At 36.5% G+C, this 17432-nt stretch carries 18 protein-coding genes; all 18 read right to left on the minus strand.

Translation table 11 applies throughout. The features are described from left to right. Positions 1-2: 2 nt before the first annotated feature. Positions 3-2006, minus strand: coding sequence for an RHS repeat domain-containing protein (locus tag LC419_RS01190; protein WP_223605625.1), 2004 nt, complete (start codon positions 2004-2006; stop codon positions 3-5). A gap of 399 nt (positions 2007-2405) precedes the next feature. Then, complete coding sequence (locus LC419_RS01195; protein WP_223605626.1) at positions 2406-2660, minus strand: DUF6443 domain-containing protein; 255 nt, start codon at positions 2658-2660, stop codon at positions 2406-2408. Positions 2661-2668: 8 nt separating this feature from the next. Then, positions 2669-3562: a hypothetical protein gene (locus LC419_RS01200; RefSeq protein WP_223605627.1), complete on the minus strand. Its 894-nt coding sequence runs from the start codon at positions 3560-3562 to the stop codon at positions 2669-2671. A 5-nt stretch (positions 3563-3567) separates the two neighbouring features. After that, the gene (locus LC419_RS01205; RefSeq protein ID WP_223605628.1) at positions 3568-4497 is read right to left on the minus strand and encodes a hypothetical protein; all 930 of its coding nucleotides are present in this window, start codon (positions 4495-4497) and stop codon (positions 3568-3570) included. Positions 4498-4933: 436 nt separating this feature from the next. Beyond that, positions 4934-5443: a hypothetical protein gene (locus LC419_RS01210; RefSeq protein WP_223605629.1), complete on the minus strand. Its 510-nt coding sequence runs from the start codon at positions 5441-5443 to the stop codon at positions 4934-4936. A 20-nt stretch (positions 5444-5463) separates the two neighbouring features. Next, positions 5464-5994, minus strand: a complete 531-nt coding sequence (locus LC419_RS01215; RefSeq protein WP_223605630.1) for a hypothetical protein — start codon at positions 5992-5994, stop codon at positions 5464-5466. Between the two features lie 129 nt (positions 5995-6123). Continuing rightward, the gene (locus tag LC419_RS01220) at positions 6124-6372 is read right to left on the minus strand and encodes a hypothetical protein (RefSeq protein ID WP_223605631.1); all 249 of its coding nucleotides are present in this window, start codon (positions 6370-6372) and stop codon (positions 6124-6126) included. Positions 6373-6690: 318 nt separating this feature from the next. Next, a complete protein-coding gene (locus LC419_RS01225) occupies positions 6691-6945 on the minus strand; it encodes a hypothetical protein (RefSeq protein ID WP_223605632.1) in 255 nt (84 codons plus the stop codon). 131 nt (positions 6946-7076) lie between these two features. Beyond that, complete coding sequence (locus LC419_RS01230; RefSeq protein ID WP_223605633.1) at positions 7077-9749, minus strand: glycoside hydrolase family 3 N-terminal domain-containing protein; 2673 nt, start codon at positions 9747-9749, stop codon at positions 7077-7079. Then, entirely contained in the window at positions 9746-11188 is a 1443-nt protein-coding gene (locus tag LC419_RS01235; RefSeq protein WP_223605634.1) for an alpha-L-fucosidase, read from the minus strand. The genes LC419_RS01230 and LC419_RS01235 overlap by 4 nt, the downstream gene beginning before the upstream one ends. Before the next feature lie 241 nt (positions 11189-11429). Then, positions 11430-12134, minus strand: a complete 705-nt coding sequence (locus tag LC419_RS01240; RefSeq protein WP_223605635.1) for a YqjF family protein — start codon at positions 12132-12134, stop codon at positions 11430-11432. A gap of 155 nt (positions 12135-12289) precedes the next feature. Continuing rightward, complete coding sequence (locus LC419_RS01245; protein ID WP_223605636.1) at positions 12290-12748, minus strand: SRPBCC family protein; 459 nt, start codon at positions 12746-12748, stop codon at positions 12290-12292. A gap of 28 nt (positions 12749-12776) precedes the next feature. Next, entirely contained in the window at positions 12777-13127 is a 351-nt protein-coding gene (locus tag LC419_RS01250; RefSeq protein WP_223605637.1) for a hypothetical protein, read from the minus strand. A gap of 78 nt (positions 13128-13205) precedes the next feature. Next, positions 13206-13607, minus strand: a complete 402-nt coding sequence (locus LC419_RS01255) for a hypothetical protein (RefSeq protein WP_034727946.1) — start codon at positions 13605-13607, stop codon at positions 13206-13208. Positions 13608-13614: 7 nt separating this feature from the next. Then, complete coding sequence (locus LC419_RS01260) at positions 13615-13959, minus strand: hypothetical protein (RefSeq protein WP_223605638.1); 345 nt, start codon at positions 13957-13959, stop codon at positions 13615-13617. A gap of 68 nt (positions 13960-14027) precedes the next feature. Continuing rightward, positions 14028-14531, minus strand: coding sequence for a GbsR/MarR family transcriptional regulator (locus tag LC419_RS01265; protein WP_223605639.1), 504 nt, complete (start codon positions 14529-14531; stop codon positions 14028-14030). Between the two features lie 325 nt (positions 14532-14856). Further along, a complete protein-coding gene (locus tag LC419_RS01270) occupies positions 14857-15777 on the minus strand; it encodes a hypothetical protein (RefSeq protein ID WP_223605640.1) in 921 nt (306 codons plus the stop codon). Continuing rightward, positions 15777-17210 carry an MBOAT family protein gene (locus tag LC419_RS01275; protein WP_223605641.1) on the minus strand — a complete coding sequence of 478 codons (1434 nt, stop codon included), beginning with the start codon at positions 17208-17210 and terminating at the stop codon, positions 15777-15779. Before LC419_RS01275 ends, LC419_RS01270 begins: the two co-directional genes overlap by 1 nt. Positions 17211-17432 lie beyond the last annotated feature (222 nt).

Genomic DNA, 17432 nt, shown 5'->3' on the forward strand with positions numbered 1-17432 from the left:
CCTCATCTCCCAATATCTGGCATATACATTCTTGCTCCATAGTCATACATTCCTGTCTCCTGCAACTCCTTTCCGTTGTACTTATAATTGTAAGCAGAATTTCCAGGAATATTATTACCATCTTCATGTCTTAGTCCAAAAGGATAATAATTATTCTCCTCAATGAGCTCAGCTCCTGATATTCCTTTCATATAGCTTACTCTTACATTCCCCAAATGATCAGTATAATTGTAAATATACTTATTATTTTCAAAATTGAAATAGCCTTCTGAAGTCGGAACAAATTGTAACCCTGATCCTGGAAGAGAGGGAGTTGGGCCTGTATAAAAACCGTATTGGAAGCCATCTAAATAATCTGTTGTCCAAGTCTCCATTCCCCGGATGTAAGTTTTTGAGATTTTACTTCCATCTGATTTGTATTGATAGTTATAAAATTTCTGGAATTTACCCGTTGCTCCGATTATTTTACTAGGGAGATTAAGAAAATTATACTCAATTGATTCTAATCCTTTATCTCTGTGACGGATCATATTCCCGTTATCATCATAAGTAATTGTAAATGGAGTAACAATATATGGATAGCCAGAAGAATTTTGAGTATTGTCCTTAACAGAAATGAGCTGATTTCCGGAATAGGTATAGTCAATGTTGTCTATATAATGTGGGGTATTGTCTGATCCTTTTGTATTTCTCTGAAGATTTGTGATATTTCCATTTAAGTCATAGGCTATTTCTTCATTAAAGAAATTATTATTGGGGACAGTGGCATTGGGTTCCTGATAATACCCGGCCTTCAATCTGTTCAGTGGATCATAGGCATAGGTATATCTTTTTAGTGCACCATCAATTCCGGCAGTCTTCCAGTCTACTTCTGAAATATTTCCATTAAATCTCGTATACTGTGAAAGAGTGGGATTCTGGTATTTCAATTCATAACCAAATAATTTTCCATTCAATGCTGCAGGATCATTAATCTGGGTCATCCAGCCTCTGATGTTGTATTTGTAATCTATGCTTTGAAGCGGTGATCCAATGCTAATTCCTCCTACTTTTTTGTTTTCAAGCTGGGAAAGCTCATTGTATTTGTTCTGAGCAAGAATCTCTTCAGGATTCCCATCTACCTGGTGCTTGTGAACAAGCATTCTGTTTTGATGGTCATACGTGAAGGTTTCGGTGATGACTTTTTCCGTATCTGTGGCAAGCATTTTATGTTTGGTAATAACGGTCTGTGCAACCCCTGCAAAATCCAGTTTAGATTCTGTTTTGGTATACCCTCCGAGATGATTAATAGAATGAGTGCCTACCGGTCGCCCTTTGGTATCATAGTAGGAGTAGTTCTTCGTCCATCCATGATCGCTGGCTTCTGTATTTTTCACATAACTAGCCGTAGATAAACCTTTTGTACTGATACCGAAGCTTTGCGAATTTTCCTGCAAAATGGTGTCTCCAAGTATCTGTGAAGGAACAACTGGTGCTCCAGGTGGGTAGGAATCGTAATAGGTAAGACTTAAAAAGTTATACACTTTATCGTACTGGGGATAGCCCTGAGCAACAGAATAGTAAACTTCCATCCCGCTGTAATTGACTACTATGGAAGAGCTTCTGCTTTCATTATTGCTTCCCTTCGTATCTGCATAGTTCTGTTCTTCTAATCGAGATATTCCCATAACCTGAGAGTTTCCCATGGCTTGACATATTCCTGTCATGATAACTCTTGAAAACTGGTCATATTTGGTATAGAGCCATTGGCTTTTTTTTCGCAGTTCAGCATCCTGAGTAGCAACCAGTCTGTCCTGTTTATCATACACCATATATTCCCAGCCTTTGCCCGGAAGTTTCTTTTCTACCAATCTGCTTCTTCCGTCATATCTGTACTGATAACACAGGTCATTTAATGAAGTCTCTGTTATAGCTTTGTTGACAGCCAATGGCGGAACAACAACAGCCAGCTGATTATATTCATTATAAACATAGTAGGTGTCTGCATAATCTGTATCATTGAGCATTTTTCTCACCAAAACGGTTTGTCCCTGACCGTTTTTAAACTCTGTTGTATTATTTCCATCTTCATCAAGAACGGTATTTTTGTACAGTTGGTTAGGTTCGTAGACGGAAAGAGTTAATGTTGTTTTTGTCGCTCCGTTTTCCCAAATTGTGTGAGGAACATATTTAAATACTTCATTGTTTACATTAGCATTATAATAAAACTTTACAGGTTTATCATTCCAGGCATTTCCTACCTGAGTCTGAAGAAGAATCCTGTCTAATGGAGAGTTTTCCAGTATTTTCTCTGAATAGATCTTCTCAGAGCCATAGATATCAGGTTGGGTAGCATTAGCTAATGATAAAGGGACAATCCCTCCATTTTTTGTTCCGGTCTGAGGAACGGGTAGAAAATCATAGATCTATCTTCCGAACTGGTCGTATTCTATATGAGTAACCACATCTTTTCCTAAAGGCGAGGCTTTTACATTAACGACCTGTTTAGGTCTTCCAAAACCATCCATATACTGTACGGTTTCGGACGTTTTTGTAGGCTGACCGCTGGTATTATAATCAAGATAAGATTTGGAATACACATAGTTTTCTCCCTGGGTAAGCTGTGCATGAGCTGAATGAGCGATCAGCAAAGCCCCGATGGGAATAATTATCTTTTTCATGGTTGTGTTTAGTTTTTATAGTTGTATTGGTATTCTTTCAGCACTTTTCCATTCACGTCAATTACTTTTTCAAGTCTGTTGGCCGTATCGTATTTGTAAAGCTCTCTGATTCCGGAGGGCGGGGTGATGCTTCTTAATCCAATTAACGGATCGCAGGTATAGGTACTGATCTGATAGCCCGATAATGCAGAATTATTTCTGAACAAATCTAAAGCCGCAACCAGAGACTGCTCTGAAGCATCGGTACCCAGTTGGGCATCATTATCTGAAGCACTGACAATATTGTCAATTAATGACTGAGCAATATCAGAAAGTTTAGCTCCTTCGATTTTGGCAATAGGCTGGCTTTTGTTGTAGCCCCAGATCACCGTTGTAGAAATTCCGCTTCTTGTGGTGTATTGCTGTATGTTACCCTTGGAATCATATTTATCGTAGGTAGCTTCTGTGGAAGGTACATTAGTCTGAAGATCATAAGAAAGCACAGATAGTGGCAGCACAAGAGAAGAGCTGTTGTTAGTTATCTCCGCTATTGTTTTTGGATAAATCGTTTCTGTTTTTGATAAAGTTTTTGTAGTACTTCCCATAGTTTGAGTGGTTGAAGTTTCCAGAGGAATAGCTAACATATTTTTATCAATCATCAGCTGGTTGCCTTTTTCATGAGCATATTGATAAGAGGTTTCTGTGACGGTGTTGTCTGAAGATTTTACAGACACGGTTTTCACATTTATAGGCTTGTTAATATCCGTATCATAATAGTCATACTTTGTGTGGGAAGTCATCTTTTTCCCATTGAAGTATTCTATCGTTTCAGTAGTGTTATTTTCCACTTTTGCAGATTCAACAAATGACATAATATATTCAACAAAATAAGTATCTGCGGGCGTCCCTAAAACTTCTATCATTGCTTTTATAATACTAAAATCTGAGAAAAGGCTATTTTTTCAGGAATGTTGGTTGTAAATTCAGATAAACTGTTTTTCAGGGTATTAAGTCTGTAGGTATTCTTCACAACCCTCAAAGTATCATTATTTTGGCTGAGATAAATCTCTCTTTTCAGATTTCCGCTTTTCCACTTATTATAAACGTAATTTGATGTATCATAATTTTCAAACTCTCTAATGATCTTACCTTTACCTGTTTTTTCTATCACAGAAGGATATGTAATGATATCTGAACTTCCATAGCTGCTATTTGCCTGGCTGGAATTATGTATACGGTAATATTTCTCAAAGGTTGATCCTATCTGAACCTGTTGCCCATTTCCTGGATTTCCTACACCCCCGGAATTTCCACCACCTGTATCTCCTGTAAACTGTCTTACATATCTCTTGATAAATGATGAAAAATTATAGGTTTGATTCATTCTAAAATCAGGAATAAATGTTCCATTCTCATATTTTCCATATGCATATTCGTAAACATTTGAAACGTTATTTTGATCCACATCTTCAATCTTCCGAATGCGCAGACCTGCAAATTTTTTAGTTTTATCTGTATAGGTAGGATATTTATACCTAATACTTCCATTGATACTACATTTGCATGATCCTGTTTTGTAAATTGATAACTCTAAAGGAGCGCCTGTAGAAATATTCCAATCCACTGTTTGTGGTCGCCAATGCGCAAAGTTTTTCTGCCCATGCTTAGCTGTTCCTGTACAGATGGTTTCATCTCCCGGTTCTATCGTTTGACCATCTCCTTGATTATCGGCATTATCACACGTTTGGCTAAAGTTGAGTTCAAGTTTTTCAGGCACTGCATCAATACCCAAATTTGATATTTGTTGCATATGTGCTGCAGTAATTGGAAATGATCTTGTTTCAGAAAAATCATTCACAGATTCATCTGTTTCAATATGACCTATTTCTACATACCCCGAAGCATATCCCGATAATTCCCTCTCCGTGTTATATGGAAGTTCATAATAAAAATTCTTTTTTGCCCCTGTAGGATATTTTATAGATTTTAAACTTCCTAGGATCGCGTAAATTTCATTTGGCTCGCGGTCCCTTCTTGGAACGGCATTCATTTCTTCATTGGGAATTCCATATTCCGCAGGGATATTATTGGGGATATTAGAAACCTCATTATTATGGGTACTGTTGATATACCCCCAGTAATCATCATTACTACTGCTTCTTTTAGGTAAATTAAAATCTTCATTATATTCAAATGAATAATCATTTTTTTGCAGATGATCATATATACTGTTCAGTTTAAGCCTGTAATCTTCATATGTTTTATTAGGTCTATTACTTTCAAAATAACTGTAATTAAAGCTTATATCCCTTATCCTGGTTCGTCACTATGATTCTGCGTAAAGCAATCCCCATATTATTGTTTAAATCCTTTCTGTAAGCTAAACCATCAGGAAATGCAGCATTAGCATCATTAGAATATAAAAAAATTACTTCACCATTATCAAACTGAATTTTACTAATCAAACCTTCAGAAAAACTCGTGATAGATTCTGTTTTTTCATACCTGGGAAGACGAACAAGCTGTTCATAATTTTCACTAAGATTAGGGGTTATTTTGAAATTAGCAATCTGATTAATATTTCGTTCGGTATAGCTATTCCCATTATTATAAGAAAATCTGACTATACTATTCTTAATTTTTAAACTGTCTAAGTTATACAGAGATCTGTGAAAAGAATTCCCTCCAATATATACTGATTCTACACCATTTCTTGGGGATACCCAATATTCCGTACCCTGCGTATCTTTAACATATAACTTATTTCCATTTCTGGTAATTACTACATCATCATTGGGAATCAAAAAAGTTTTATTATTCTCCTTTAAAATAAAAGATCCGGATGCGGTAGGCAAATTATAATCAAAATGTCTTTTTTTGTATCATAGTTGTTATCATATAAACTTGCAAGATTAGCCCTCATTTGATTGTTTATAGGAAGCTCGTCAAAATAGCCATGATAAGCTTCGTAATCAACTATATTTTTAGAAAAGAACTGTGAAGATAAATCATCCAATCCCATCATATTCTGAGATATAGTTCCCGGAATGTTTAAAGACCATCCGAGTCCCACAATACTTGAAACCTCGTTAAGCTTAATACCTCCTGTATTATATGACAAAGAAATCGGAATATTTATTCCACCTACACTAATTGTATAGATGGGAATATTAATATTTGCTTTACCTCTGAAATAATCAACCGGTATTTTTTCAACTTTCGAAAGGCTGTAAGATTCAGCACTTGTAGGAAAAGGGACCAGCTGTTTAGCCTGTATTCCATTATTATTTACTTGTGCATTAATGAATGTTCTTAACAACAAAAACGCTAACAGTAGCCTATATTTTTTTTTCATTTTTTATCTCTTAATAATTTTACTTTGACGATCTTCCTTTATTGTTCCACCTAAAAGATCTTACTTCCCAGTGGCTGCGAAAGTTGACAGATCATGATGATTCTGTCCTGAGAAGTATTTTTCCCAAACCTATTTACCCTGCTGATTAAGCTTAATTAAGTGAAAATCGTAACCGTTATTTTGCTTACTGCCTTCAGCCTGAAGCTTACTGCTTTGAATACTGCTTCCCGAAATAAGATATTGCTGATCAATAGTTGTGGTCACCTGGCTTAGAAAATTCTGTGTAGAAGAGTTGATGTCTTTCTGCCACAATACTTCTTGGGCAGAAAGCCCCAGAAGCGTGCATAAGGTAAATGCACAGGAATAGAATCTCTTCATCTATTTGTGTTTAAATTAATATTAGTTTTTATAAACAACGCGGCAAATTTAACAATTTTTAACATATCCACAAGTCTCTTTCATGAGATTTAATGTGAATTTTATGATACCTGATGGTAAAATATAACTGCATATTCTTGAAACAAATCTAACCCTCCATTGCGACAGAATATGTCGTATTATATCACTATTTGTATTTTTATTCATTAAGAATACATCAATCATAACAAGTAAGTCCGCAAATACCAATAATTTGAAACAAAAAAATACCCCTAAGTGACTAGGGGTAAATATTTTAATAATGTAATTATACTGGTATTACATTTTTCTCAGTAATTTTTTCTGGCTCTGGTATTTCTCATTTAAAGCCTTTAACTGATCCCGCTTCATCTTTTTAGTGGCAAGCGGGTGATTCAAAATTAGTTTCTTCTCTGTATTGTATCTTTTGTCCAGCTCACGCGATTTAATGTTAATCAGCTCAGTTTTAGTCGGAGGTGCGGGAGGACTTTTCTGGGCATTAACATTCATAGACAAGCCTAATAACACTACGGTTGATATAAAAAACTTTCTCATGACATTTACTTTTTTTTGAATGGTTTTAAACGATTCATATTTATCCGTTAAATTCATTCAGGTTTATATCCATATTACATATATCATACCATAGCGGTCACGGAAGCTGAAATCTTGTGTAATCAAAGCCGTTATTTAACTTCAATATTTCCTTTCAAAGGCAGGTTTTTAGAAGAATTTCCAACCATAATCCGGTAGGCTCCTTTTTCCACCGTCCACTTCATATTTTCATCTAAAAACTGAAGGTCCTTTACTGCAACTTCAATCGTCACCTGTTTTGATTCTCCGGGATTTAAATGGACTTTTTTTAAGCCTTTTAATTCGATAACAGGTCTGGATACTGATGCCAGCAGATCTTTTACATACAGCTGAATCACTTCACTTCCGGCTTTTGGTCCTGTATTTTTGACCCAAACTTTTGCCGTGATGGTTTCATGGTCTGAATATTTTGCTTTGTTTAAATGCAGATCAGAAATCTCAAAAGTGGTATAGCTCAGTCCAAAACCAAACGAATACAGCGGTTCTCCACTCAAATCATGGTAGTCATTTCCTCTTCCGGTTGGGTGATGATTATACGTCAAAGGCAGCTGTCCTTCTTCCATCGGAAACGTAATAGGAAGTTTTCCAGACGGGTTTTCTGCCCCGAACAGCACTTTTGCTACGGCATTTCCTCCTTCTTCCCCAGGATACCAGACATCCAGAATCGCTCCAACTTTATCCTTCCAGCCCGTTGTTTTTATGGCGGAACCACCTACCAGAACTACGGTGACAGGTTTATTCAATTTGGAAACTTCATGAATCATTTTTTCCTGATTTCCCGGAAGACTCAGCGAAGAACGGTCCTGAAATTCACCTTCATGAATGCCTGCCGCGATGATAATATGATCGGCTTTCTGTGCTATTCTTAAAGCTTCATCAAAGTCTTTCTCGTACTTCTCAATACCGTAATTCCAGATCAGTTCTACATTCGCTTCCCCTCTGTTTTCACGGAACTCGATGACGATATCATACTGTTGATCTTTCACAAAATCTACGGCTGTTGTCTTGGTGGAATACCCCAGTTTTTCCCATTGGTCAATCAAAGGTTTTCCATTTAAATACAATCTGAAACCATCATTTCCACGCAGTCCCAACTGATATTTTCCATTGTCAGGAGCTTTCAGTTTTCCCGTCCAGCGAATACTGTAATTGTCAGGTTGCAGTTTTTCAGGGTCCGGCGAATACAGTGTCCATTTAAAGTTAATCTGTTCATCCTGCCTTTCAAAAACAGGAATATCTTTCAGCGTACTGTTGGAAAAATAACTTCCGTGTAATCCTTTTTTATTTCCGAATGATAAAAGGTCGGCGGGAACTGTTTTAAACTCCTTTAAATCCCATTTAATCCCTTTTGCATAAAGGATTTTTACATTTTTATCTCTGGTGAAATTTTTAATACCCTGGAGAATATTCACTTTATCATTCCCCGGCCCGGAATATCCGCCCAACCTTGCCTCAGCGGCATCCGTTCCGATCACTGCTATTGTTGTAGCTGCTCCGGAAACCGGAAGTGTTTTATTATTGTTTTGCAACAGAACAAAAGACTCAATTGCAGCCCTTTCAGCCAATGGTTTATGATCAATCTTTTTTAATTCCTGTATTTCTTTAACCGAAACATAAGGGTTTTCAAACAGTCCCAGTTCAAATTTTGCTCTGAGCACTCTTGCTACAGCATCATCTACTCTAGCTTGTGAAATTCTTCCATCTAAAAACGGGGGAATAAAAAGTTTATAATGGTGATACTCCGTCTGAAATATCACATCCAGTCCGGCATTGATAGCCTGTGCTGAAGCATCATCATAATCCTTTGCCGTAAAATGCAATACATTTGCCCCTCCTACTGCACTGGCATCACTGATCACAAAGCCTTTGAAATCCCATTCTTTTTTTAATTTTTCTGTAAGCAGCCAATGATTAGCCGTTGAAGGTCTTCCATCCAGCAGATTATAAGAAGTCATGACCGATCTGCTTTTTCCAGTTGCAAATGCTTTATAAAAAGGAACGAGGTGAGTTTCTTCAAGATACCGTTTACTCCAGTGTATGGGGTAAGAATCTCGTCCACCCTCTCCCACATTGGCTAAAAAATGTTTTGGAGTGGTAATGATTCCCTGCTCTTCAAAGGAACTTACGAAACTGGTCCCCATCACTGAGGTTAAAAAAGGATCTTCACCATAGGTTTCTTCTGTACGTCCCCATCTGACATCACTGGCAAGATTCACCACAGGAGTCAGAATCTGACGGATTCCTCTAAGTTTCGATTCTTTCGCTATGGCCAAAGATACTTCCTTCATCAGATCCGGATTAAAAGAAGCCGCTAAACCGATAGCCTGCGGAAAAGCAGTTGCACCTTCCCTTACCAGTCCGTGCAGAGCTTCATCAAAAGGAATAATAGGAATTCCGAGTCTGGATTTTTCAACGAAATACTTTTGGATCGCATTGATTTTTTTTGTCAGTTTTTCAGCGTTCTCATTGGCATTATACTTCAGCATCTGTCCGGCTGCTCCTCCACCCTGATTCCCTGCACTCACCTGCAGTCCGAAAATCCCATGTCTGTACTGGTCTTTCGGAACATTGTCCAAGTCTCCGGGAATCATAAAACACTGCCAGAATTTTTCATCCGGCGTCATTCTTTTCAGCAGATCCTGAACCCTGAGTTCAATGGGCTGCTTTGCATCTTTATATAGCGGTTTTTCTTTTTGTGCTTGCAAAGAAATGGAACTGAAGGACAATGCAACAACCGTTAGTTTAATCAAATTCAGTTTCATCATCTGGTCATTTGAATTACAGTAGCCAATTTTAGCTTTGTTCTTTCTTCAGGAAGCTTTATTTCAATCCTGTTTCCAATTTGTTTCCATTGAATTTTTGAGCTCAGCCCGAGAACTTTCAATGATTTGGGTTTGAAGTTCTCCGGAAGCGGAAAATTGAGTACCGATGGCGTTTTATACTCTCTGGTATCATCGATATGGAAAACGTTCAATGTTTTAGCGTCTTTGGATTGGGTGTAATAAAAACTCCCGTCGTGATAAGGCTCCGCGCTTCTGGTTGCAAAGACGGCCGACTGATTTTTGTCCATCCAGCCGGAAATTTCTTTTAATCTTTCATACACAATCGGATCATAATCTCCATTGGGACCGGGAGCGATATTCATCAGGTAGTTTCCACCTCTTGAGATAATTTTTATAAGCGTTTCTATGATTTTCTGGGAAGATTTATAGTGATCATTGGGAACATAGGAAAAGGAATCTCCCATTGTGATACAGCTTTCCCAGGGAATAGAAAGGGCATGTTCCGGAACAGCCTGCTCAGGAGTGACATAATTCTCCCATTTTCCGGGTACGGTACGGTCCACTACAATAATTCCCGGTTGGTTTTTCCTTGCCATGGTCCCGATTTTATCCATATCAATATCCTGTTCCACTTTGATGGTTCTCTGCCATTCCACAGAAGGATCGATGGTTTTAAAAGGACGTACCCAACCTCCGTCCAGCCAAAGAATATCGATCTTTCCATAATTTGATGTGATCTCGTTCAGCTGATTAAAGGTGAATTTTTTAAAACGTTCCCACCTTTCAGGATATTTCTTCGGATCATAGTTTACATTCCTGTCTTTTGGCGGAAAGTACGGCCACCAGTAGTTTTCAGAATGCCAGTCAGGTTTTGAAAAATAAGCTCCGATTTTGAACCCGTCTTTCCTGAAGGTATTAAAGATTTCTTTGGTAACGTCTGCTTTAGGATTTTTTGAGAAAGGAGTTTTGGCAGAAGTAATTTTGTAATCGGATTCTTTGGTATCAAACATTGTGAACCCATCATGATGCTTGGTCGTAAAAACCACATATTTCATTCCGGCTTTCTTCGCGGCATCCGCCCATTTCTTAGGATTAAATTCTATTGGATTGAAAGTAGTCTGAAGGTTTTCATAATTCCTGACATACTCATTGTAAGATTTCCCATGTTGGGGGTTTCTCTGAGTCCAGGATTCATCTTCGGGACACAAGCTCCAGCTTTCCACAATCCCCCATTGGCTATAGGTTCCCCAATGCATAAACAGTCCGAATTTAAGATCCTGCCACTCTTCCAGATTCTGAACGACCAGCGGATCGTCCGGCTTTTGATAGCCCGCAGAAACATTATGTGCCTGCGAAAAAAAGGCTGAGGATATGAGAAAAGATGATAGGAAAAGACTTTTCGTTTTCTGTTTAATGAGCATACAAGGTTCGTTTTTGCTAATTTAATCATCCTTTCTTTAATCGGCAAACCTTAATTTTGATGTGATAGGAATGCATCTTATCTTGGGTTAAATCGCCACTTTTCGGCTGGCTTTTCTCGTGATATTTTTACAGATTATACTGATTGTATTTATGATTCTTCAATTATATGAACTTGAATCGATTAGGTACCAGTTTTAAATTACAATAGGCTTACAGCTTTTGTCCTTTGTAGTTAAAAAATCACAGGATGTACTTTTTAGTTTTCACTTCAATTTCTGAGCCTTCTGCCAGCATTACGGAGATGGGTTCCTGCTTATTAAGAAACTCAAAGTCTTTTCCGTAGAGTGCATTAAATTCAATGTCCAATTTATATTCTTTAATCGGATAGTGTTCCCACTTTGGGTGGCAGACTTCATATTCGGAGGTTTTATGTTCTCTTTTGGTAAATCCGAAGTAATGTTCTGTAATGAATTCAAATTCCGAATCATTTTTCATAGGCACAGCCTTACTATCAGCAGTGATCTGGATGGAATGCCAGCTTTTATCTTTCCATGCGTATTTTACAGTCAGTTCATCACCATTCAATCTGATTTCATTATTCATCGGCATTGTTTTATAGTTTTCCCTGTAAAATGAATTGGCCACAAAACTTAGTGCATATTTAGGAACGATCTCTTTAATGAAAACAACGCCTCTTTTCCAGGTATTTTTATCTTTCTTTTTAACGTAAAATCTTAAGTTGACCTCTTCAAAATTCCGGTAAAAAGGAATGGAAAGCCCCAGTAATTTCGTGTTTAAAAACATAAATCCGACCAGACTTACATAACATTTACCGTGATAGAAATCCAGTTCCGTCCCTTCAGGAAGATATTTCATTAAAACCTCAGGGTCTATTTCGTAATTGATGATGGCTAGTTTTCGCCATTCGGCTTGCAGGAAGTTCATTTTATTGCTTTTTGGGGTTCGGGTTGCGGGGTTTGAGAGTTGAAGAGTTTTAGTGTTTGGGGATGCGCGTTTATGGGTTATGAGGTTTAATATTTGGATCTCAAATAACATTTTACTTAGCCTTAATCTCCATCTCTTTGAAAAGTATGAATGTACTACATATTAACTGATTCTGCTTCATTTTTAATGAGCTCGTTTCTTTCTAATAAAAATTTTCGCATATAATCTTTAAGGAAAACATGGTTGAAAAATCTTCCGACTATTCCAAAAGGAGATTTGAATTCAAATACATCAATCATGACTGTACTTCCGTTTCTCTCTTTAAAAATATGCTTATGTTTCATGGTTTTAAATGCTCCTTTAAGCATTATATCCGTGAACTGGACCGGCTTCTCCATACTTATGATTTTCGTCGTCAGTGTCTGATAAATTCCTAAATGTCTGGCTCGCCAGGTCACCGTTTCATTTTCTTCAATAAGTCCGGAAGTTCTTCCTCCCACTGCCTTTTCATTGGTTTTTCCTGTTGACTTTTGATGAAGATCAATATCTCTTGCCAAATCAAACACTTTATGAATGTTTGCTTTAATTGGGGTTTCTAGATAAATTGTAGTCATTTTGTTATTTTTTTAGATGTATGCAGGTTTATGGATAAGATTTGTAAACGCTGTAATAATCATAAATGTACATCACAGCCATCACCGGACTGTAAAATAAAGAGGCAAATAAAACCTGATAGAAAAATTGAGAAATATTATAATCTGTATAAGTCAAAAGTATGGAAATCCAAACAGGTATAATCAATATTCCATAGATGATATAGAAGACCGATTTTCTTACCGGCAGAAACAGTCTGATCAGGAAACTTATCAATTGTGTGCCACCTGTCACATAATAGAATAAAAGGGCTGCATATCCTTGAAAACTTGCCAGGAGAATTCCAATCATCAACATTACCAGCTGAATATAAAAGTCGATTGCTACAAATGTTCTCATGATCATTTATTTTAAAAGGTTAAGAAATCGCCACGGGTTCTTTTATTGTTGGATCTGAAGGTGATATACATCCAGATTTTAAAGATGAGTGTTTTCATTTTCGATAAGTTTTTCTTTGTTCATAGCATGTTTACGGCCTTTCAGAAACAGAAGTAGATTGAGAAGCATCATCAGTCCGAGATAGATGGAAAAGCCTCCGATCTTTTTACTTAAAGCGACAACCAGTCTTTCTATGGTTTCAATCTGAAAAAATTCAATGATGCATAAAGCAAATCCGATATTCAGGAGATAAAAACCAATTTTAAAGAGAGAATTCGTTGCCATTGCAATGTCTTTTTTCTGGTGAAAAATATCGATCATGAATGTTTTTGAGTTTTTGAACAGAAACTGAGACACCAATACGGTAAGTGCGATTACAATAGGAAGATAAATCATGTACGCAGAGAAATTGTACGTTGTGGTTAAAACTGTTGTGGTCATAGCTGTATTATTTTAATGTTAATTTGTTTCTTAAAAAGTAAAGCGTAAAAATGTTCATATAATGCAGTACACAAAGGATCAAAGTAATATATCCGATACGGATGGCAGTCACCGCGACCACTTCTTCCATAGAACTGACCCGTTCCCAGAATGCCAGATTGACCGCAATGTATCCCAGATTCAGCAGGTAATAGCATCCAAGAAGAATTCTGTTGATGGTAAGACACATCTCGCTGTCATGAATCAGATACTCCAGATAAGCCTTTCCAGCGTGAAAACATCGCCTTCCGACATCTATGGTGATGTAAGAACTCACCGTAAGAAAAATGACATATGAGACTATATTAAACATCTTATAAATATTATATTTTCAGTAATTTTTGAAAATTAAATTCAAATAAAAAAGGATGCTATCCTCTTCTATTTTAACAGGTTGGTAATTTTTCCTACCAGCCAGTGATCATCGCTTTTAATCGCCAGATCCATAATATTGTTAATCTTTCCCGTTACAGAGCTGAAATCATCCATCAGCTTGATAAATTCTTTCGCTTCCTGAGAATCATTGTCTTCTATATTCTTTAATTCTTCCAGGAAAGAAATGACAGGTTCTATTTCCCTTTTTCTTCTTTCTTTCGTGATTTGCTTAAACAGGTACCAAACATCTTTTTCCGCTACGAAATACTCTTTCCGGTCTCCTTTTACAAATTCTTTCTTCACAATACCCCAGTCTATCAAAGCGCGGAGATTCATATTGGCATTTCCTCTTGAAATTTCCAGCTGCTCCATCACATCATCAGTAGAAAGCGGTTTTCCAGTGGCCAGAAGCAATGCATGAACCTGCGCCATCGTACGGTTGATTCCCCAATTGGTAGCGAAGGTTCCCCACGTTTGGATGTACTTTTCTTTTGCTTCTGAAAGTTTCATTTGTTTCTCCATTTTCTATTTCTATAACAAATGTAATTATATTTTTTGAATTTTCAATAATTATTGAAAACTAATTTTTATATTTTTTCCCTTTTTGATAGGACGTTGTATTCTTTTCTCGGTTTTGATTGATAAAATTAGGATATTTTGATAGATAGGACGGTGTCCTATCTCGGGTTGAATCGTCAATTTGTGACCGGATGATATTTATAATTAATGATTATGTATATGACTATTTTTCGATAGGACGGTGTCCTATCTGGGTTAAATCGTCACTTCGTGACTGGCTGCTTTAATGATAACTTTTAAAAAAAATCGCTATACATTACTTTATCAATTTCATTTCAACCAGTTTCGTTAGCTTTTGTGCTCCGATATTATTCAGATGATCACCATCATAAAAGTCTGTATTACTAAAATAAGAACTTTGCATAAAATCCATATGAGAACATGTTTCCGGGTATTTCTTTAATAAATCATTATATACATTCATGGTACTGGCAAGCTGAATTCGATTACAATTCCGGTAATATTCAAGACTGACAGGAGATGAAAGAAAAATAACTTTGACCTGATTTTTTTCTGCAAACCCTACAATCCTGTTCACTGCTTCCTTATTTATTTTAAAATTATGTAAGTATTCTTCTGATTGTATATCAAAAGTATGTCTCTTGATGGCTTCTTTCGATGTTTTATTGATATCAAGCGGAGAAGGCGATTGGTATGCCGTTCCAAATCCGAGTGGTGTACTTACAATGTTATGCTTTTTTTGAATATAATAATCTTCCATTCTTTTCATCTGATCCTTAAACTTTCCGGTAAAAATTTCGGTGTAATTGACCGGATCATATCCTATTCTGAAGTGATAGTATAAATTGTAGTTTTTTATCCGCCATTTATCATTCGCTGTTTCCAATGTGTAATACATGGAAACATAATCGGCAGGAATAACAATATACTTTAGCTTTTCCCACTTGTACTTACTGAGGATCATCTGGTCCAAATTAAGTGATTGCGATATATAGGATGCGTTATAGGATTGATGCAATGCATAGTCGGGATTAATTCCAAAGTATACATGCGAGTTTCCCAGATATAACACCTCTACCCTGCTGGAATTTTTATCTAAATAATCATTTTTGATACTGTACTCATTGGGGATTCCTTCAGCCATATACTCCGTTGCAGCCAAAACAGCCACCACCGGAAACATAAAGTAAAGGATATTTTTTATTAGCTTTTTCATTAAAATTGGAAATAAATAAAAATTTGTTCTTCGCCCGAGAAATAAATAATACCACCAATAAGGATGTAATAAAAACCCCATCTCACCCATCGGTTATGGTCTAAATGAATTTTTTCAATGGCAAAATTGTCTTTCCTTCCGAACCACTCAACCGCCATAAAAAATAAGATGATGGCCACCAGCCACTTTATTTCCTTTTGCGGGTATTTCAGGAGTGAATAGCTGCAGATTCTCCTGATGTATTTTAAGGCATCCATTACACTGTCCGCTCTGAAGAATATCCATGCGAAAACGGTTAGTCCAAAAGTAAAGCCCATCATCAGTACTTCTTTTATACTAGGAAATACCGAATTTTCAGCAACGACGTTTAAATTATTTCTATTGGTTTTGAAGATAATGGCAGGCAAAATAAACAAAGCATTCAGGAATCCCCAAACGATGAAAGTCCAATTGGCACCATGCCAGAAACCGGAAACAAGGAAAATAATGAATGTATTTCTGATTCTCATCCAATTGCCACCATTACTTCCTCCTAAAGGAATATAAAGATAATCCCGAAACCATGATGAAAGCGAAATATGCCAACGCCTCCAAAATTCTGCAATATCCCGTGAGAAATATGGATAATTGAAGTTTTTCAATAAATCAAATCCCAGTAGCCTCGCCGTCCCCAATGCAATATCAGAATATCCCGAAAAGTCACCATAAATCTGAAATGCGAAGAGAACAGCCCCCATAGCCAATGTGCTTCCATACAGTCCGTGATGGTTAGCAAAAATTTCATTCACATAAATGGCACACTGATCTGCAATTACAATTTTTTTAAACAGCCCCCAAAGTATCTGTCGCAATCCACTTACGGCATTGTCATAGCTAAACTTTCTCGGAACTTTGATCTGAGGTAATAAATGGGTAGCTCTTTCAATAGGACCAGCTACCAGCAAAGGAAAAAAGCTTACAAATAAACTGTAGTCAACAAAATTACGTTCCGCTTTTATCCTTTTCTTATAAACATCAATGACATAGGAGAGACCATGAAAAGTATAAAATGAAATTCCCACCGGAAGTATGACATTAAGCAGCCAGATATTGGCTTTGAATCCGAAATTTGACAGAAAATCGGCAAAGCTTTCGATAAAGAAATTATAATATTTAAAAAAGCCAAGAAATCCTAAATTAATGACAATACTTAAAATCAGCCAGAATTTAGCTTCCTTTTTATTTTCACTATTTTCAATTTTAATTCCCGAAAAATAATCCAATCCAATGGAAAACATCAGGAGAAACAAAAACCGCCAATCCCAACATGAATAAAAATAGCAGCTTGCAATAAGGAGTAACATATTTTGCCATTTCAAACTCTTGTTAGTCATCCAATAGAGGCAGAATATAACAGGGAAAAATACCGCAAATGAAAGGGAATTAAATAGCATTTATATCTTCAAATTTATTTCGCAAATATAAAAAAGAAAAAATACACATTTATCAACAATAACATTAATTTAATTAATAAAATACATAATAATAAAGAATATACTACCAAATAAAAAATCCTACATTAAGCAGGATGTCTATGAATTTATTTAATCACAAATAGCCATTTACATTAATTAAAAAATATAAATGTTTGTTTTAACTTATAAAATTGATATGAA

Origin of the sequence: Chryseobacterium sp. OSA05B, from assembly GCF_019970065.1 — a bacterium.
In the GTDB taxonomy this organism is placed as follows: Bacteria; Bacteroidota; Bacteroidia; order Flavobacteriales; family Weeksellaceae; genus Chryseobacterium.